Source organism: Clavibacter sp. GW821-FHT01D01, assembly GCF_059422605.1.
In genome coordinates this window covers 20,036-37,077 of sequence record NZ_JBWKXC010000011.1, presented here as the reverse complement: position 1 = coordinate 37,077, position 17,042 = coordinate 20,036, and the positions used below count along the sequence as shown (strand labels likewise).

Here is a 17,042-nt window from a genome sequence, read left to right as displayed (position 1 = left end):
GGCCGCCCGCGACGTGCGTCGCGGGCGGCCCTCTCGTCGTGCGCGGGGATCAGCCCCGGATGTACGTCTCCAGCTCCGGGATGCGGAGCTTGGCGAGGCACTTCTTCTCGATCTGGCGCACGCGCTCGCGCGTCACGCCCAGCTGCTGGCTGACGAACGCGAGCGAGCGCGGCTCGAGCCCGGCCAGGCCGAAGCGCATCCGCACGACCTCGGCGTCGCGCTCGGCGAGCCCGTCGATGAGGCGCGTGACGTGCGCGGCCATGAGCTGCTGCGTCACCACGTCGATGGGCTGCGTGACGTCCGCGTCCTCGATGAGGTCGGCCATCTCGGTGTCGCCGTCGCCGCCGCTGCCGCCCACGAGGACCTGCAGCGACATGGGCTCCTGCGCGCGGTCGAGCAGGTAGCGCACCTTGGTGACGGGCGTGTCGGACTCGCGCGCGATCTCCTCCATGGAGGGGTCGCGGCCGAGCTCCACCGCGAGCTCGCGCTGCACGGCGTTGATCCGGTTGATGTGCTCGACGGTGTGCACGGGGATCCGGATGGTGCGGCTCGTGTCCGCCATGCCGCGGGTGATGGACTGCTTGATCCACCACGACGCGTAGGTCGAGAACTTGAAGCCGGCCTGGTAGTCGAACTTCTCGACCGCCCGGACGAGGCCCATGTTGCCCTCCTGGATCAGGTCCAGGAACGGCAGGCCGCGGCCCGTGTAGCGCTTCGCGATGCTGACGACGAGGCGCAGGTTGGCGTTCACCAGGTGCTGCTTGGCGCGCATCCCGTCCTGGGCGAGCGTCTGGAACTCGCGCCGCTCGGCGGGCGTCAGGCCGTCGCGGGTGTCGAGCACCTCCTGGGCGAGCACGCCCACCTCGATGCGGCGCGCCACGGTCACCTCCTGCTCGGCGGTGAGCAGCGGCACGCGGCCGATCTGGCGGAGGTAGTCCTTGACGGCGTCGGTGCTGGCGCCGGGGGTGACGAGCGAGGGCTCGGGGAGGTCGCTGTCCGCGTACGGATCCACGGGGCCGATGGCCTCGATCCGGTCCAGCGCGGAGTCGGTGGTGGTGTCGGTGGCCGTTGGCCTGGTCGGTGTCATCGTCATGGTGCCCGTTCCTTCCGCGCCGTCCCGGACGGCATCGTCATGCGGGCCCCTGTCCGTGAGACGGGGGTCGCGGCGGGGTCCCGTGTGCCACGGGGCTCTCGCCAGGAGGCCGTTCCCGACCTCGAGCACCTAACTTAGCGTGCGATTCCTTTGGGGCCCAAACGTTCGTATACGCATGTAACATCCGTTCGGCGCCGGTCGCGAGAGACCGGCCCCCACCGGTGCCCACAATCGTATTGGGGACTAATGGTTAGCGCAGGGGGTTGCGCCGGATCCTCGGCGGTTGTACATCCACCCGACACCTACACTTGACGGGTGGTCGCCTCACGAATCCATCTCGTCCGTCACGGCGAGGTGCACAACCCGCACGGGGTCCTCTACGGACGCATCCCGGGATACGGCCTCTCCGAGCTCGGCCACCGCATGGCCGACGCCGCGGCACGTGCCCTCGAGGAGAGCGGCGCGCCCGTCAACCGCGTCATCGCGTCCCCGCTGCAGCGCGCGCAGGAGTCCGCGGCACCCTGGGCCGAGCGCTTCGCCCTCGAGGTCGCCACCGACGAGCGGGTCATCGAGCCCACCAACCGCTTCGAGGGGTCCCGCTTCCCGTCCCCGGCGCGCATCGCGCGCTCGCCGCGCCTGTGGCCCCTGGTCGTCGACCCGGTGAAGCCCAGCTGGGGCGAGTCCTACCGGTCCATCGCGGCCCGCATGGCCGACGCGGTCAAGGCGGCGTACCGCTCCGTGCCGGACGGCGACGTCGTCATCGTCAGCCACCAGCTCCCCATCTGGATGGTGCACCTCTCCCTCGCGGGCGAGCGCCTCTTCCACGATCCGCGCAAGCGCCGTTGCGCGCTCTCCAGCATCACCACGGTCGAGCGCGTGGGCGACCGCTTCGTCGAGACCGGCTACCTCGACGCGGCCGCCGGCCTGACCGACCTCGCGGTCGACACGGGGGCCGTGTGATGCGGGGCGTCCGCCGACCGCGCCGCCTCCTCGCCGCCGCGGCGACCGCCGCCCTCGCCGCCGTGGTCCTCGCCGGCTGCGCGGAGGACCCGCTCGCCGCCCAGTACCGCAGCGGCAACAACGAGCGCTACATCGCGGGCGACGGCACCTTCACCGAGGTCCCCGTCGCGGACCGCGCCGACCCCGTCGACTTCTCCGGCACGCTCTCGGACGGCACCGAGATCTCCTCGGACGACTACCGCGGCTCCGTCACGGTCGTCAACTTCTGGTACGCCGAGTGCCCGCCCTGCCGCCTCGAGGCGAAGGACCTGCAGGCCGCCAGCGAGGAGCACGCCCCGGACGGCGTGAGGTTCCTCGGCGTCAACACGCGCGACCAGGCGCCCAACGTCGACTCGTTCGACCGCACCTACGGCATCACCTACCCGTCCGTCCTCGACGTCGAGGACACGTCGATGCAGCTCGCGTTCGCGGGCACCATCGCGCCGAACGCCGTGCCCGCCACCATCGTGCTCGACCGCGAGGGGCGCGTCGCCTCCCGGGTGCTCGGCCAGATCGACCCGGGAGTCCTGCGCACCCTCGTGACCGACACGGTCGCGGAGGCGGCGGGGTAGGTGGACCAGATCCAGGGCGCCCTCTCGGGCCAGCTCCTCGTCGCGGTGCCGCTCGCGCTGCTCGCGGGACTGGTCTCGTTCGCCTCCCCGTGCGTGCTCCCGCTCGTGCCCGGCTACCTCGGGTACATCGGCGGCATGGCCGAGGCGAAGGGCGGATCCGCGACCCGGCGCCGCCTGCTGATCGGCACGGCGCTGTTCGTGCTGGGCTTCTCGGCCGTCTTCATCGTCACGACGCTCGTCTCCGCGACCGCCGGGTTCTGGCTGATGCGCTGGCAGGACCTCATCACGCGGATCCTCGGCGTCGTCCTCATCGTCATGGGGCTCGTCTTCACGGGGCGCCTCGGCTTCCTGCAGCGCGAGGTCAAGGCCTCGTGGCGGCCGGCGACGGGCCTCGCGGGCGCGCCGCTGCTCGGCGTCGTCTTCGGCATCGGCTGGGCGCCCTGCATCGGCCCGACCCTCGCGGTCGTCATCTCCATGAGCCTCACCTCCGCCGACGCGGGCCGCGGCGTGCTCCTCGGCGTCGCCTACTGCATCGGCCTCGGCGTGCCGTTCCTGCTCGTGGCCCTCGGCCTCGGCTGGATGACGCGCACCGTCGGGTTCCTCCGCCGCCACATCCGCACCGTCAACCTCGTCGGGGGCGCCGTGCTCGTCCTCATCGGCCTGCTCATGGTCTCGGGCCTCTGGTCGGCGTGGATGCTCCAGCTCCAGGGGGTGATCGCCCAGTATGTCCCGGCCATCTGACCACGTCGACTCCCCGCGGCCCGCAGCGCGCGAGGGGGCTCCCATCGCGCAGCCGCGGCTCGGGTTCCTGGGCACGCTCCGCTGGTTCTGGCGGCAGCTCACGAGCATGCGCACCGCGCTGTTCCTGCTGCTGCTCCTCGCCTTCGCGGCGATCCCCGGATCCCTGGTGCCGCAGCGCAGCTCCGACCCGAACGGCGTGACCCAGTTCCGGGTCGACAACCCCGACGTGTACCCGGTGCTCGACGGCCTGCAGGTGTTCGACACCTACAGCTCGGTCTGGTTCTCCTCCATCTACCTGCTGCTGTTCATCAGCCTCATCGGCTGCGTCGTGCCGCGCGCCAAGCACCACTTCGACGCGCTCCGCCAGGCGCCGCCGAGGACGCCCGCGCGCCTCTCGCGCCTCGCCGGGTACACGACGCGCACGACCACCGCGGACCCCGTCGACGCCATCCGGCAGGCCCGCGCGCTCCTCAAGCGCCAGCGCTACCGCACGGTCCTCGTCGACGACGCGTCGGCCGCGGGCGGCGTCCTGTCCGTCTCCGCGGAGCGCGGGTACCTGCGCGAGACCGGCAACCTGGTGTTCCACTCGGCCCTCGTCGGGATCCTCGTGACGGTCGGCGTGGGCGGCGGCTTCGGCTACTCCGGCCAGAAGGTCCTCGTGGAGGGGCAGTCCTTCGTCAACACCCTCTCCACCTTCGACTCGTTCAACCCGGGCCGGTTCTTCGACGACTCGGCGCTCACCCCGTACCGCGTGAAGCTCGACGCGCTGCACGTGGAGTACGAGCAGGAGAACCCGAACGCCATCGGCCAGCCGCTCGACTTCACGGCCGACGTGACCGCCGACGTCCCGGGCGGCTCGCCCCAGGAGCGCGAGGTGAAGGTCAACGAGCCGCTCGCCATCGGCGGCACCGACATGTACCTGCTCGGCAACGGGTACGCGCCCCGCGTGACCGTGCGGGATCCCGAGGGCACGGTCGTCTACAGCGCCGACGTCCCCTTCCTCCCGCAGGACGCGAAGCTCACCTCGCTCGGCGTCGTCAAGGTGCCGGACGGCCTGCGCGAGCAGGTCGGGATGCTCGGCTTCTTCTACCCGACGCAGGGTGCGGAGAAGGCCCCGTTCTTCTCCTCCTACCCGGACCTCGACAACCCGTTGCTGACGCTCAACGTCTACACGGGCGACCTCGGCATCGACGGCGGCGTGCCGACCTCGGTCTACACGCTCGACACGGGCGACCTCACGCAGCTCACCGGCGGGAAGACCGGCGTGGCGTCCATCGAGCTGGCGCCCGGCCAGTCGGTCGACCTGCCCGACGGGCTCGGCAGCGTCAGCCTCGACTCGGTGCCGCGCTTCGTCTCCTTCGACGTCCACCACGACCCGACGCAGGGCTGGGTCCTGCTGTTCGCGATCCTCGTGCTCGGCGGCCTGCTCACCTCCCTCTTCGTGCCGCGCCGGCGCGTGTGGGTGAAGGCGGTGCCGCAGTCCGACGGGTCCACCACCCTCGAGTACGCGGGCCTCGCGCGCGGCGAGGACCCCACGCTGGAGGCCGCGGTGGCGGCCCTGGCCGACCGGCACGTGACCGGCCTCGAGCCGGGCCGGGTGTCAGGAGCGGAAGCTAGGCTCTGATCGTGAACACGGCCATGCTCGACGACGTCTCCCTCATCGCGCTCCTCGTCGCGATGGGGCTCTACGCGGCCGCGTTCATCGCGTTCGCCCTCGACCTGGCGCGGCGCTCGGCGCTCGTCGCCGACGCGGCCACCGCCGCCGCGCGCCAGCCCTCCGCCGTCGGCGCCACCGCCGCCCGCCGCGGCGGCACCGCCACGCTGGAGCGCGGTCCCGCGCCGCGCGGCCGCGACGCCGCGGACGGCACGGCATCCGGGCCGGACGCGCCCGTCGCGCCGGGCCGCTCCGTCAGCCTCAACGTCGCCATGGTGCTCCTGGGCGTCGGCTTCGTCGCGCACGCGGTCGCGACCGTGCTCCGCGGCCTCGCCGCCGCCCGCGTGCCGTGGGCCAACATGTACGAGTTCGCCATGACGGGCACGCTGCTCATCCTCAGCGTCTACCTCATCGTGCTCACGCGCCGCGACCTGCGGTTCCTCGGCACCTTCGTGACGGGCCTCGTCCTCATCCTGCTCGGCGTGGCCGTGGTCCAGTACCGCGTCGAGGTGGCGCCGCTGCCGCCGTCGCTGCAGTCCTACTGGCTCGTCATCCACGTGTTCGTCGCCGCGCTCGGCACGGGCTTCTTCGCCCTCGCGTTCGCGCTGTCCGGCGTGCAGCTGCTGCAGTTCCGGCGCGAGTCGCTCGCGGCCGACGCGCGCGCCGCCAAGATGCGCTTCCTCGCCACGCTGCCGGACTCCGTCACCCTCGAGTCCATGGCCTACCGCCTCAACATCGTGGGCTTCATCTTCTGGACGTTCACGCTCATGGCCGGCGCCATCTGGGCCGAGCGCGCGTGGGGGCGCTACTGGGGCTGGGACACCAAGGAGGTCTGGACCTTCATCATCTGGGTCCTCTACGCCGGCTACATCCACGCCCGCGCCACGCGCGGCTGGCGCGGGTCGCGCTCCGCATGGCTGGCCATCATCGGCTTCTCGGCGGTCATGTTCAACTTCGGCGTCGTGAACGTGTTCTTCAAGGGCCTGCACACCTACAGCGGCCTGTAGGCGCCCGGCACCCGGCGCCCGGCGCGCGGTCCGCGCGTCCGCGCACGGCCGGGTGCCGAGTGCCCGGCGCCCGGGTGCGCCTCAGCCGCGCGCGGCCAGCACAGCGTGGGTGCGGCGGATCCGGTCCGTCCACCACGCCCGGCGCTCGCCGTCCACGGCGTGCGCGTCGAGGAGCCGCGCGTCCGGCGTCACGCGGCGCACGGGGATCCGGCCGTCGACCGGCACGAGCGGGTCCGCCGTCACGTCCTCGACGAAGAGCGAGACCGTGCCGAGGCCGCAGTCGTGGGGGAGCTCCGGGATCGCCGCCGCGAGGTGCGCGGCCATGGAGATGCCCACGCTCGTGTCGAGCGCGCTGGACACGACCACGGGGAGGCCCGCCTCCCGCGTGATGCCGAGCGCCCGATGGATGCCGCCGAGCGGCTGCGCCTTGACGACGAGCAGGTCGGCCGCGCCCGCCCGCGCCACGCGGAGCGGATCCTCGGCCTTGCGCACGCTCTCGTCCGCGGCGACGGGCACGCCGAGGTGGCGGATCCGGCCTCGCAGCTCGGCCATCTCCTCCACCGACGCGCAGGGCTGCTCCACGTACTCGAGGTCGTGCTCCGCCAGGGCGTGGATCGCGTGCTCGGCCTCGTCGACCGTCCACGCCGCGTTCGCGTCGATGCGCACGCGGCCCTCCGGTCCCAGCAGGTGCCGCACCTCGGCGACCCGCGCCACGTCGTCGGCGAGCACCGTGCCGCGCTCGGCGACCTTCACCTTCGCGGTGCGGCAGCCGGGGAACCGCGCCAGCACCTCGGCCACGCGCCCGGCATCCACCGCGGGGATGGTCGCGTTGACGAGCACGTGGTCGCGGAGCGGCGCGGGGGGCGCGGTCCATCCGAAGTCGATCGCGGCCTCGAGCCAGGCGGCGGACTCGACGTCGTCGTACTCGACGAACGGGGAGAACTCCGTCCAGCCGAGCGGGCCCTCCAGGAGCGCGGCCTCGCGCACGTCGAGGCCCCGGAAGCGCGTGCGGAGCGGGAGGGCGACGACGCGGACGGTAGCGAGCAGGTCGTCGATCGGGGGGAGCATGGGACCAGCCTCGCACCCGGCGCCGGTCCTGCACCCGGCAACGGTCCCGCACCCGGCGAATAGGCTGGGCGCATGGTGAAGCAGGTCTCCGACATCCACGATCCCACCCGCTGGCGCGACGTCCCCCTCGCGGAGGGCTTCACCGACATCACGTACCACCACGACCTCGCCGGTCGGGTCGCGCGCATCGCCTTCGACCGCCCCGAGGTGCGCAACGCCTTCCGGCCGCGCACGGTCGACGAGCTGTACCAGGCGCTCGACCACGCGCGCCAGGACCCCCGCATCGGCGTGGTGCTGCTCACGGGCAACGGCCCGAGCCCGAAGGACGGCGGCTGGGCGTTCTGCAGCGGCGGCGACCAGCGCATCCGCGGACGGGACGGCTACAGGTACGCCGAGGGCGAGACCGCCGAGGGCGTCGACCCGGCGCGCGCGGGTCGCCTGCACATCCTCGAGGTGCAGCGCCTCATCCGCTTCATGCCGAAGGTCGTCATCGCCGTGGTCCCCGGCTGGGCGGCCGGCGGCGGGCACTCGCTGCACGTCGTCTGCGACCTCACCCTCGCCTCCGCCGAGCACGCCCGCTTCAAGCAGACCGACGCCGACGTCGGCTCGTTCGACGGCGGCTACGGGTCCGCCTACTTCGCCCGCCAGGTCGGCCAGAAGGCCGCGCGCGAGGTCTTCTTCCTCGCCGAGGAGCACAGCGCCCAGCGCATGCTCGAGATGGGCGCGGTCAACCGGGTCGTGCCGCACGCCGAGCTCGAGTCCACGGCGCTCGAGTGGGCCGAGACGATCCTCGGGAAGTCGCCCACCGCGATCCGCATGCTGAAGTACGCGTTCAACGCGGTCGACGACGGCATGGTCGGCCAGCAGGTGTTCGCCGGCGAGGCCACGCGCCTCGCCTACGGCACCGACGAGGCCGTCGAGGGCCGCGACTCCTTCCTCGAGAAGCGCGCACCGGACTGGTCGCCGTTCCCGTGGCAGTTCTGATCCGGCGGGTCCTGCACCCGTGAGGCGGCTGGAGCGGCTGACCGCGCACGGCGCCGACGTCGTGCCGCTCCTGCGCGCGGCGCTGGCGGGTGACGGCCCCGCCCTCCTCGCGCGGCCGGTCGACGCGCCGAACGCCGGGGATCCGCCGCCGCCCGCGGAGGTCGAGCGCCGCGTCGCGCTCGTCGTGGAGACGTCGGGCACGACGCGGCGGCCCAAGCGCGTCGCGCTGTCCTCCGATGCGCTCCTCGCGAGCGCCGCGGCGTCGCAGACCGCGCTCGGGGCGCCCGGCCAGTGGATCCTCGCGCTCCCCACGCACTACATCGCCGGCCTCCAGGTGCTCGTGCGCTCCATCGCCGCGGGCACCGCACCTGCGGTCCTCGCTCCCGGGCGCTTCGACCCGGGCGCGTTCGCGGACCTCGCCGCGTCCCTCGACGCCCGGGTGGCCCGGTACACGTCGCTCGTGCCGACCCAGCTGCACCGCCTGGTCGAGGCGGCGGAGGGCGGCCCCGGCGGCGAGGCCGGGCGCGTCCGCGACGCGGTGCGGCGCCTCGACGCGATCCTCGTGGGCGGCCAGGCGACCCCGCCGCACCTGGCCGACCGCGCCGCGGCGCTCGGGTGGCGCGTGGTCCGCACCTACGGATCCAGCGAGACCGCCGGCGGATGCGTCTACGACGGCGTCCCGGTCGCGACCGCGGAGGTCGCCGTCGTCGACGGCCAGGTGGAGCTGGCGGGTCCGATGCTCGCGGAGGGGTACCTGGGCGACCCGGGCGCGACCGACGCGGCCTTCGGCGAGCACGACGGCTGGCGCTGGTACCGCACGGGCGACGGCGGCGAGCTGGTGGACGGCGTCCTGCGCATCACGGGCCGGCTCGACGACGTGGTCATCTCGGGCGGCGAGAAGCTCCGGCTCGCGGCCGTCGAGGAGGCCGTGCGGTCGCTCGCCGGCGTCGATCCGCGCCTGGGCGAGGCCGTCGCGGTGCCCGGCGAGTACGCCGGGTGGGGGCAGCGGCCGGTGGTCTTCGTGCCGGGCGCGGTGGATCCGGCGCTGGCGGAGCACGTCCGGGCCGACCTCGCCGCGCGCCTCGGCCGCGTCGCGGGATCCGCGCTCGTCCGCGGGATCGACCCGCTGCCCGCCCTGCCGTCGGGGAAGCCCGACCGCCGCGCGCTGCGGGTGCTGGCGGACGGCGACGCGCGCGCCTGACCCGCCCGTCGGCGCGGGCGCCGTACCCGGACGCCCGCGCGGACATGACGAGGGGCCGGATGCACCGCATCCGGCCCCTCGCCCCTCAGGAGGGACGTCCCTCGAGGAAGTGCTACTTCTTGAAGACGTCCTTCACGTTCTCGCCGGCCTGCTTGGCGCTTGCCCCGGCCTGCTTCGCTTCGCCCTCGGCGACCTTGCTGTCGTCGCCGGTCAGCTTCCCGAAGGCCTCCTCGGCCTTCCCCGCGAGCTTCTCGCCGGTGTTCTGGGCCTTGTCGTCTGCACTCATGCATCGCTCCTTCGTTCGGTGGGTGGGACGTCTCCGACGCTACGCCCGCTCGCGGCCGGCGTCATCGGGCTCCCACCGGACGCACGGGTGGCAGCGGCGCGGATCCCGCCGCACGGCCCCCGGCAGACGGCCCGTGGGAGGATGGAGGCATGGCCACCCGCACCCCCGACGCCCGCGCGAAGGGCCTCCTGTCCTGGCTGATCCTCGCCGTGGCGGTCGTCATGGCCGCGTTCACCGTCGCGATCCTCGTCGCCGCCGTGCAGGTCGACGGCGTCCGCCAGGTCAGCGGCGCGCTCGCGGCCGGCGGCCTGGCGACGCTCGTCGCGGTGGTGGCCTTCGTCGACCAGCGCCGTAAGGTGCGCGCGACCCGCACGGCCGAGCTGACCGCGGCATCCGCCACGGACGGCGCGGACGCCGCGGACGGCACGGCGGGCGATGCGGCGGCCGGGCCGACGGACGCCGTCAGTCGATGAGCCGGAGCGCCACGAGGCGCTCCAGCGCCTCCTGCCCCGCGGGCGGGCACCGGTCGGCGTCCGCGGATCCGACGAGCTCCACCTCGGCCACCTCGCCCGACGCCACCGGCTCCTGCCGGGTCCCCTCCCGCGCCTCCGCGCGGTAGACCGTCATGCTCACGAGGCGCCCGGCGTGCGCGCCGTGCGCGTCGGCGAGCACCGTGAACAGGTCCTCGATGGTGGCGGGGTCGATGTCGAGCCCGACCTCCTCAGCGGCCTCGCGCACGAGCGCCTGCCGGGCGCCCTCGCCGGGCTCGATCTTCCCTCCCGGCAGGTAGAGCACGTCCTGCCCCTCGACGCGCACCATGAGCACCCGCCGGTCGCGCACGAGGGCGAGCGCGGCCACGCGCAGGGGCCGCTGGTCGGGGGAGCGGCGGGCGGCGGGCCGGTGCGCGGGATCGACGGCGTCGCCCTCGTCGAGGTCGTCATCGTCGTCGTCGTCGATGACGGGCACGACGACGCGTCGGGCGGGGTCGGGCGTCGTGGTCACGCGTTCCTCCTACGGTCCGTCGAGGCTCGTGCGAGCCGCCCACTCCACGTCGAGCAGGGCCACGACCACGGTATCGGCCCACGCTCCGCGCACCCACCTGTCGTGGACCAGGAGCGCCTCCCGCCGCATGCCGAGGCGCGCGGCGAGGGCCAGGGCTGCCGCATCGGCCGCATCGATCCGGCAGACGACGCGGTGCACGCCCGCCTCGGCGAACGCGAGCTCGAGGATCCGGCCGGCGGCCTCCGCCGCGAGGCCCGCGCCGCGCGCGTCCGCGTGGAGGACCACGCCGATCTCGGCCTGCCGCGCTCCGGGATCGCGCAGCAGGAGGTGAACCTCGCCGACGACGCGCGCCGGCCGGGCGCCCTGGGCGGGCAGCTCGATCGCGAGCGCCAGCCGGTCGCCGACCGCGGCGAGGCGGGTCCAGCCCCGCCGCTCGGCCAGCATGCGCGCCGGATCCGACGCGGTCCCGGCCAGGTGCGGACGGGCGCCCGGGGAGGCGGCGTAGGCGTCGAGCGCGACGACGTCGTCCGGCGTGAACGGCCGCAGCAGGAGCCGGGACGTGCGGACGGGGCCGCGCACCTCGACCGGGTCGAGCGCGGGGAGGTCGCCGTCCACCTGGGGCTCCGGGTCAGGGAGCGGGCGGCGTCGCCGCCCACTCGTCCGCCAGCACGGCGTAGTAGAGGCTGTCGACCCACTCGCCCTTGACGAGGTGCTCCTCGCGGAAGCACCCCTCGCGGCGCATGCCGAGGCGCTCGGCCATGCGCGCGGAGGAGGTGTTGCGGGCGTCGAGCTGCGCGAGGACGCGGTGGGCGCCCGCCCGCTGGAACGCGAGGTCGAGCACGGCCCGGCTCGCCTCGGTGGCGTAGCCGCGGCCGCCGAAGTCCGGGTTCATGACCCAGCCGACCTCGACCTGACGGGACGCGGCGTTGCGGAGGAGCAGCGACACGTCGCCGATGACGCGGCCGGACCCGGCGCGCGGGTTGAGGCTCGGCTCGTCGGGCAGCTCGACGGCGAGCCCGAGGAAGTCGTGGCTCTGCTCGAGCCGCGTCCGCCGACGCCGCTGGGCGAGGTGCCGACGCGACGCCTCGCGGTCGCGGAGCGGCCAGAACATGTACTCGACGACGTCGGGCCGGCGCTGGATGTCGGCGTAGTCGTCGAGGTCGTCGGCCGTGTAGGGCCGGATCACCAGGCGCTCGGTGCGCACCGGGGCGGTCATCCTGAGCGGCGCGTCGAGGCGCGGGCCGCGGAGGACGCGGGGCCTCACGATGCCGAGCCGGCCTCGGCCGCGCGCGGCAGCGCCACGGCGACGGGGGAGGAGACCGCGGCGGGCATCTCCACGTCGAGGCCGAACAGCGCCTGCACGGCGTCGACGACGCGGGCGCCCTCGCCCTGGCGGGCGAGCTCGCGGGCGCGGACGGAGGGCTGGTGCACCAGCACGCTCACGAGGTGGCGCAGGGCCCTCTCGGTCGCCTCCGAGGAGTCGCCCCGGCGCCGGACGCGCTCCAGCTCGCCCTCGAGCACGTCGAAGATGTGGGTGCGGAGGGCGACCACGGCGGGGGCCACCTCGTCCTCGGCGCTGGCGGCGCGGAACTCGGCCGCCGCGGTGCTGACGATCTCGCGCGCGTCGTCCGTTGCGGTGAGGTCGCGCAGCGGGGCGTGGAGGCTGATGGTCTCGAGGTCGAGGAGCTCGACGCCCTCGACGGTGACGACGTCCGGGTCGACGTTGCGGGGGAGCCCGAGGTCGATGACCAGGCGACGGCGGCCGTCCCCGGAGACGGCGGCGGCGGCCTGCATGTGGTGCGCCGCGAGCACGGCGGTGGGGGCGGTGCTGCAGGTGACGACCACGTCGGAGGCGGCGAGCGCGCGGAGGAGGTCGCGGCCCTCGACCGCGGGGATGCCGTGGGGCCCGGCGAACTTCCGGGCGCGGCCGGAGGGCGAGTAGACGTGGACGTCGTGCACGCCGCGGTCGCGGAGGGCCGCGAGGCTCGCCCCCGCGTAGGCGCCCGTCCCGACGAGCAGCACGCGGGTGGCGGACCAGTCGGCGATGCGGCTCTCGGCGAGGTCGAGCGCGAGGCGGACCATGGAGCGCCCGGCGCTCTGCAGGCCCGTGCGGGTCTTGACCCCGCGGGAGGTGTTGGACGCGGTCTGGAAGAGGCGCTCGAGGCCCGTGCTCGTGGTGCCGCCGGTGCGGGCGCCCTCGAGGGCGCGGCGCACCTGGCCGGCGATCTCGCCCTCGCCCACGACGACGGACTCGAGGCCGGAGGAGACCGCGAACAGGTGCTCGGCCACGGCATCGCCGCACTTGACGTCGACGCTGCCGCGGACGTCGTCGCGCGCGATCCCGCTGGCGCCGCTGACCACGTCGACCGTGGCCTCCACGGCGAGGGCGCGGGCCGCGGTGAGGGGCTCCTCCACGTCGAGGTAGGCCTCGAAGCGGTTGCAGGTGGCGAGGACCACGGCCCCTGCGATGAAGTCGTTGCGCTCCATGAGCGTGCCGGCGACGGAGGGTGCGGCCACGGACAGCTTCTCGAGGACCTCGAAGCTGGCGTTGTGATGACTCGCCGTCAGACATATGAGCACACCCCATGGTAAACCTCCCGGCCGCGTGGTCGCCGCCGGTGAGGGTGCCCTGCCCTGCCTCCCGGCCGAGCGGGCGCGCAGGCGCGGGATGCGATGATCTTCCCCGTGATCACGCCCACCGCCCCCTCCTCGTCGCCCGCGTCCGCCGCCGTCCCGCTCCCCGCGGAGCACCCCCTCAACACCCGCACCGCGTCGTCGCTGCTGGTCGAGGCGTACCGCGGCCACCGCGGGGAGCGCGCGCCCGTGTGGTTCATGCGGCAGGCCGGCCGGTCGCTGCCCGAGTACCGGGAGCTGCGCGTCGGCACCCGCATGCTCGACGCGTGCCTGAACCCGGAGATGGCCAGCGAGATCACGCTGCAGCCGGTGCGCCGCCACCACGTCGACGCGGGCATCTTCTTCAGCGACATCGTCATCCCGCTGAAGCTCGCGGGCGTCGGGGTCGACATCGTCGCGGGACGCGGGCCGGTGCTCGAGCACCCCGTCCGCACCGCGGCCGACGTCGCCGCCCTCCCGTCGCTCGACCCGGCCGCTCTGGAGCCGATCCGCCAGGCGGTGGCCCGCACCGTGGCCGAGCTCGGCGACACCCCGCTCATCGGCTTCGCCGGCGCGCCGTTCACGCTCGCGGCCTACCTCGTGGAGGGCGGGCCGAGCAAGGACCACATCGCCGCCCGCGGCCTCATGCACGCGGATCCCGACGCCTGGGACGCCCTCATGCGCTGGTGCGCCCGGATCACCGGCGTCTTCCTGCACGCGCAGGTCATGGCGGGCGCGTCCGCCGCGCAGCTCTTCGACTCCTGGGCCGGCGGCCTGTCGCTCGCCGACTACACGCAGCGCGTCGCCCCCGCGTCGGCCCTCGCGCTCGACCACGTGCGCACCGTCACCGCGGCGGACGGCGGCACGGTGCCGCTCGTCCACTTCGGCGTGGGCACGGGCGAGCTCCTCGGCGCCATGCACGACGTGGGCGTCGACGCGGTCGGCGTCGACTGGCGCATCCCGCTCGACGAGGCCTCGCGCCGGCTCGGCGGGTCGGTGCCCGTGCAGGGGAACGTCGACCCGGCGCTGCTCGCGGCCCCGTGGCCGATCCTCGAGGCGCACGTCCGCGACGTGCTCGAGCGCGGGAAGGCGGCCCCGGCGCACATCCTGAACCTCGGCCACGGCGTCCCGCCCGAGACCGACCCGACCGTGCTCACGCGCATCGTGGACCTCGTCCGTGAGTAGCGATCCGCGTCAGGAGGCGGGCGAGGTCGACCCGACCGACGTCGTCGTCATCGGCGGCGGGGTGGGCGGGCTCGTCGCGGCCCGCGCCTGCGCGCTGGCCGGCCGCCGGGTGATCCTCGTCGAGGCCTCGCCGGCGCTCGGCGGCACCGTCGGGTCCCACGTCGTCGACGGCCTGCGGCTCGACAGCGGCGCGGAGAGCTTCGCCACCCGCCGCGGCACGGTCGCCGCGTTCCTCGCCGAGCTCGGCCTCGGCGACCGCATCGTGCAGCCGAACCCCGACGGCGCGTGGGTCCAGCTCGCCGAGCGCGCCATCCAGCTGCCGCGCACGGGCCTCCTCGGGATCCCCGCGCATCCGTTCGATCCCACGATCGCGACCGCCATCGGCCGCGCGGGCGTCGTCCGCGCGAAGGCCGACCTGCTCCTCCCCGCCGTGGTCGGCGCCCGGGAGCGCACGCTCGGCGGCCTCGTGCGGGCCCGCATGGGCGACCGCGTCGTCGACCGGCTCGTCGCCCCCATCGTCTCGGGCGTGCACAGCGCCCACCCCGACGAGGTCGACGCGGACGCGGTCGCCCCGGGCCTCCGCCAGGGCCTCGCCGAGCAGGGCTCGCTCGGGCGCGCGGTCGCGTCGATGCGCGCCGCCTCGCCCGCCGGATCCGCCGTCAGCGGCATCGTCGGCGGGGTGCACCTGCTGGTCGACGCGCTCGTCGCCGACCTGGAGCGCCTCGGCGTCGACGTCCGCACGTCGCTCGCCGTCTCGTCCGTGCACCGGCACCGCTCGCACGAGGGCGCGGCCGCGCACGACGACTGGCACGTCGACCTCGCGGACGGCCGCGGCATCGACGCCGCCGGCGTGGTGCTCGCGATCCCGGCCGCGGCGCTCGTCCGGCTCTTCTCCGGGCTCGCGCCGCGCGCCGTCACGGAGGGCTGGCCCGCGCCGTCCTCCGTCGAGCTCGTCACCCTGGTCGTGCGCGCCCCCGGGCTCGATGCGGCGCCGCGCGGCACCGGCGTGCTGGTCGCCGCCGACGCCCCGGGGATCCGCGCCAAGGCCCTCACGCACGCCACCGCCAAGTGGCCGTGGCTGCGGGAGCTCGCGGGCGACCGGCACGTCCTCCGCCTCTCCTACGGGCGCGCGGGCGGCGACGACGACACGGCGGGCGTGCCCGACGATGAGCTGACCGCGATCGCCGTGCGCGACGCGTCCGCGCTCCTCGGCGTCCCGCTCGCGGGACGCGTCACCGGATCCGCCCGCGTGCGCTGGACCAACGCCCTCCCGTTCGCCGCCTCCGGGCACCGCGAGCGCGTGCAGGCCGTCCGCGACGAGGCCGCGGAGCACCCGGGGCTCGAGATCACCGGATCCGCCGTCGCGGGCACCGGACTCGCCTCCGTCGTGGCCGACGCGCAGGCCGCCGCCGCGCGCGTCCTCGCCCGCTGATGCGCTCCCCGCGCCGCCCCTGGCCGGGCAGCGCCCGCGCCGCCCGGCCCGACCACGCGGGTGCGCCGGAGGGATACGCTGAACGGGCGTGTGCTGCACGTGCCCCCTCAACGATCGGAGATCTCCCATGAAAGGCAAGCTTCTCTTCGTCGCCGGAGCCGGTGTCGGTTACGTGCTCGGCGCCCGCGCCGGCCGCAAGCGCTACGAGCAGATCCGCACGAACGCCAAGAAGGTCTGGGACGACCCGAAGGTCCAGCGCCAGGTCGACAACGCGGCCGGCTTCGTGAAGGACCACACCCCCGACGTCGCGCACGCGGTCGTCGGCGGCGCCAAGAAGGTCGTCGGCACCGTCACGGGCGGCAAGAAGGACGCCTCCCACGGCTCCACGCCGTCGAGCGCCTCCACCTCGCACTACCCGACCATGGACCCCGCATCGCCCGAGCCGAACGGCTCCGGCACCACCCGCTGACCCGCCCGCCCATCCCCAGGAGGGAAACCCGCATGACGGATCAGGATCTCAATCCGAAGAGCAAGCGCTCGCTCGTCCGGCTCGTCGCCGACCTGCCGACGCTCATCGTCCAGCTGATCAAGGACGAGATCGAGTCGTTCAAGAACGAGCTCGTCTCCAAGCTCAAGCACGCGGGGATCGGTGCCGGCTTCCTCGTCGTGGCCCTGTTCTTCGCGTTCATCGCGTTCCTGGTGCTCGTCGCCGCCGCGATCCTCGGCCTGTCCGAGGCGTTCTCGCCGTGGCTGTCCGCGCTCATCGTCGCGGGCGTGTTCCTCCTCATCACGGCGGTGCTGGCGCTGCTCGGCATCCGCTGGATCAAGAAGGGCGTCCCGCCGACCCCCGAGGAGACCGTCGACAGCCTCAAGGAGGACGTCGACGCGGTGAAGGGGACGGGCAAGTATGACCACTGATCGCCCCCGCCCCACGGGACCCCGGTCCCGCACCGAGCTGAAGCTCGACATCCAGCACACGCGCGAGGAGATCTCCGCCACGCTCGACGCCCTCGAGGGGAAGCTGAACGTCCGCCGTCGTGCCCGCGAGGGCATCGCCGACCTCCGCCGCCGCATCCGCCGCACGGCCGACGAGGACCCGCTGCTCCTCGTCGCCGTGGGCGTCGGCGCGGTGGTCGTCGTCGGCGGCGTGGTCTGGGCCGTGGCCCGCGCCGCGCGCCGCTGACCCGCCGCACGAGGCGCTCGTC

At 74.5% G+C, this 17,042-nt stretch carries 20 protein-coding genes; 13 read left to right on the top strand and 7 right to left on the bottom strand.

The annotated features are described in order from the left end of the window. Positions 1-49: 49 nt before the first annotated feature. Complete coding sequence (locus tag AC07VC_RS13665) at positions 50-1,093, bottom strand: sigma-70 family RNA polymerase sigma factor (RefSeq protein ID WP_317230149.1); 1,044 nt, start codon at positions 1,091-1,093, stop codon at positions 50-52. A 315-nt stretch (positions 1,094-1,408) separates the two neighbouring features. Here AC07VC_RS13665 and AC07VC_RS13660 point away from each other — a divergent pair, with 315 nt between their 5' ends. From AC07VC_RS13660 to ccsB, 5 genes are read left to right on the top strand one after another with little or no spacing between them, the layout of a single operon-like run. After that, positions 1,409-2,053, top strand: a complete 645-nt coding sequence (locus AC07VC_RS13660) for a histidine phosphatase family protein (protein WP_494675067.1) — start codon at positions 1,409-1,411, stop codon at positions 2,051-2,053. Further along, positions 2,053-2,664: a TlpA family protein disulfide reductase gene (locus tag AC07VC_RS13655; RefSeq protein ID WP_317230153.1), complete on the top strand. Its 612-nt coding sequence runs from the start codon at positions 2,053-2,055 to the stop codon at positions 2,662-2,664. The genes AC07VC_RS13660 and AC07VC_RS13655 overlap by 1 nt, the downstream gene beginning before the upstream one ends. Continuing rightward, entirely contained in the window at positions 2,665-3,405 is a 741-nt protein-coding gene (locus AC07VC_RS13650) for a cytochrome c biogenesis CcdA family protein (protein WP_494675068.1), read from the top strand. Further along, positions 3,389-5,029 carry a cytochrome c biogenesis protein ResB gene (gene resB / locus AC07VC_RS13645; RefSeq protein ID WP_317230152.1) on the top strand — a complete coding sequence of 547 codons (1,641 nt, stop codon included), beginning with the start codon at positions 3,389-3,391 and terminating at the stop codon, positions 5,027-5,029. The genes AC07VC_RS13650 and resB overlap by 17 nt, the downstream gene beginning before the upstream one ends. Before the next feature lie 2 nt (positions 5,030-5,031). Continuing rightward, complete coding sequence (gene ccsB, locus AC07VC_RS13640) at positions 5,032-6,066, top strand: c-type cytochrome biogenesis protein CcsB (protein WP_494675069.1); 1,035 nt, start codon at positions 5,032-5,034, stop codon at positions 6,064-6,066. Positions 6,067-6,147: 81 nt separating this feature from the next. Here the strand turns inward: ccsB and AC07VC_RS13635 are convergent, their stop codons facing one another. Further along, positions 6,148-7,134, bottom strand: a complete 987-nt coding sequence (locus AC07VC_RS13635; protein ID WP_494675070.1) for an o-succinylbenzoate synthase — start codon at positions 7,132-7,134, stop codon at positions 6,148-6,150. A 72-nt stretch (positions 7,135-7,206) separates the two neighbouring features. Here AC07VC_RS13635 and AC07VC_RS13630 point away from each other — a divergent pair, with 72 nt between their 5' ends. After that, on the top strand, positions 7,207-8,118 hold the full coding sequence (locus AC07VC_RS13630; RefSeq protein WP_494675071.1) for a 1,4-dihydroxy-2-naphthoyl-CoA synthase: 912 nt from the start codon (positions 7,207-7,209) through the stop codon (positions 8,116-8,118). A gap of 19 nt (positions 8,119-8,137) precedes the next feature. After that, positions 8,138-9,319, top strand: a complete 1,182-nt coding sequence (locus AC07VC_RS13625; RefSeq protein WP_494675072.1) for an AMP-binding protein — start codon at positions 8,138-8,140, stop codon at positions 9,317-9,319. 112 nt (positions 9,320-9,431) lie between these two features. Here the strand turns inward: AC07VC_RS13625 and AC07VC_RS13620 are convergent, their stop codons facing one another. Next, positions 9,432-9,605, bottom strand: coding sequence for a CsbD family protein (locus AC07VC_RS13620; protein WP_015489305.1), 174 nt, complete (start codon positions 9,603-9,605; stop codon positions 9,432-9,434). A 149-nt stretch (positions 9,606-9,754) separates the two neighbouring features. Between AC07VC_RS13620 and AC07VC_RS13615 the strand changes: the two genes are divergently transcribed. Further along, positions 9,755-10,078 carry a hypothetical protein gene (locus AC07VC_RS13615; RefSeq protein WP_494675073.1) on the top strand — a complete coding sequence of 108 codons (324 nt, stop codon included), beginning with the start codon at positions 9,755-9,757 and terminating at the stop codon, positions 10,076-10,078. Here the strand turns inward: AC07VC_RS13615 and AC07VC_RS13610 are convergent. The 4 genes from AC07VC_RS13610 to AC07VC_RS13595 are packed head-to-tail and all read right to left on the bottom strand — an operon-like array spanning position 10,068 to position 13,187. Next, positions 10,068-10,607, bottom strand: coding sequence for an NUDIX hydrolase (locus AC07VC_RS13610; protein ID WP_317231229.1), 540 nt, complete (start codon positions 10,605-10,607; stop codon positions 10,068-10,070). The two genes, AC07VC_RS13615 and AC07VC_RS13610, sit on opposite strands and share 11 nt — an antisense overlap. A 9-nt stretch (positions 10,608-10,616) precedes the next feature. Beyond that, positions 10,617-11,222, bottom strand: coding sequence for a GNAT family N-acetyltransferase (locus tag AC07VC_RS13605; RefSeq protein WP_494675074.1), 606 nt, complete (start codon positions 11,220-11,222; stop codon positions 10,617-10,619). 13 nt (positions 11,223-11,235) lie between these two features. Next, positions 11,236-11,823 carry a GNAT family N-acetyltransferase gene (locus AC07VC_RS13600; protein ID WP_494724469.1) on the bottom strand — a complete coding sequence of 196 codons (588 nt, stop codon included), beginning with the start codon at positions 11,821-11,823 and terminating at the stop codon, positions 11,236-11,238. Between the two features lie 44 nt (positions 11,824-11,867). Continuing rightward, positions 11,868-13,187: a glutamyl-tRNA reductase gene (locus AC07VC_RS13595; protein WP_317230877.1), complete on the bottom strand. Its 1,320-nt coding sequence runs from the start codon at positions 13,185-13,187 to the stop codon at positions 11,868-11,870. A 93-nt stretch (positions 13,188-13,280) separates the two neighbouring features. Here AC07VC_RS13595 and hemE point away from each other — a divergent pair, with 93 nt between their 5' ends. From hemE to AC07VC_RS13570, 5 genes are all read left to right on the top strand, one after another. Next, positions 13,281-14,405, top strand: a complete 1,125-nt coding sequence (gene hemE, locus AC07VC_RS13590; protein WP_494675076.1) for a uroporphyrinogen decarboxylase — start codon at positions 13,281-13,283, stop codon at positions 14,403-14,405. Then, on the top strand, positions 14,398-15,837 hold the full coding sequence (gene hemG / locus AC07VC_RS13585) for a protoporphyrinogen oxidase (RefSeq protein ID WP_494675077.1): 1,440 nt from the start codon (positions 14,398-14,400) through the stop codon (positions 15,835-15,837). Before hemE ends, hemG begins: the two co-directional genes overlap by 8 nt. Positions 15,838-15,964: 127 nt before the next feature. Next, positions 15,965-16,306 carry a YtxH domain-containing protein gene (locus AC07VC_RS13580; protein ID WP_317229877.1) on the top strand — a complete coding sequence of 114 codons (342 nt, stop codon included), beginning with the start codon at positions 15,965-15,967 and terminating at the stop codon, positions 16,304-16,306. A gap of 32 nt (positions 16,307-16,338) precedes the next feature. Further along, complete coding sequence (locus AC07VC_RS13575; protein WP_094115037.1) at positions 16,339-16,755, top strand: phage holin family protein; 417 nt, start codon at positions 16,339-16,341, stop codon at positions 16,753-16,755. Continuing rightward, a complete protein-coding gene (locus AC07VC_RS13570; RefSeq protein ID WP_317229878.1) occupies positions 16,745-17,020 on the top strand; it encodes a DUF3618 domain-containing protein in 276 nt (91 codons plus the stop codon). Before AC07VC_RS13575 ends, AC07VC_RS13570 begins: the two co-directional genes overlap by 11 nt. Positions 17,021-17,042 lie beyond the last annotated feature (22 nt).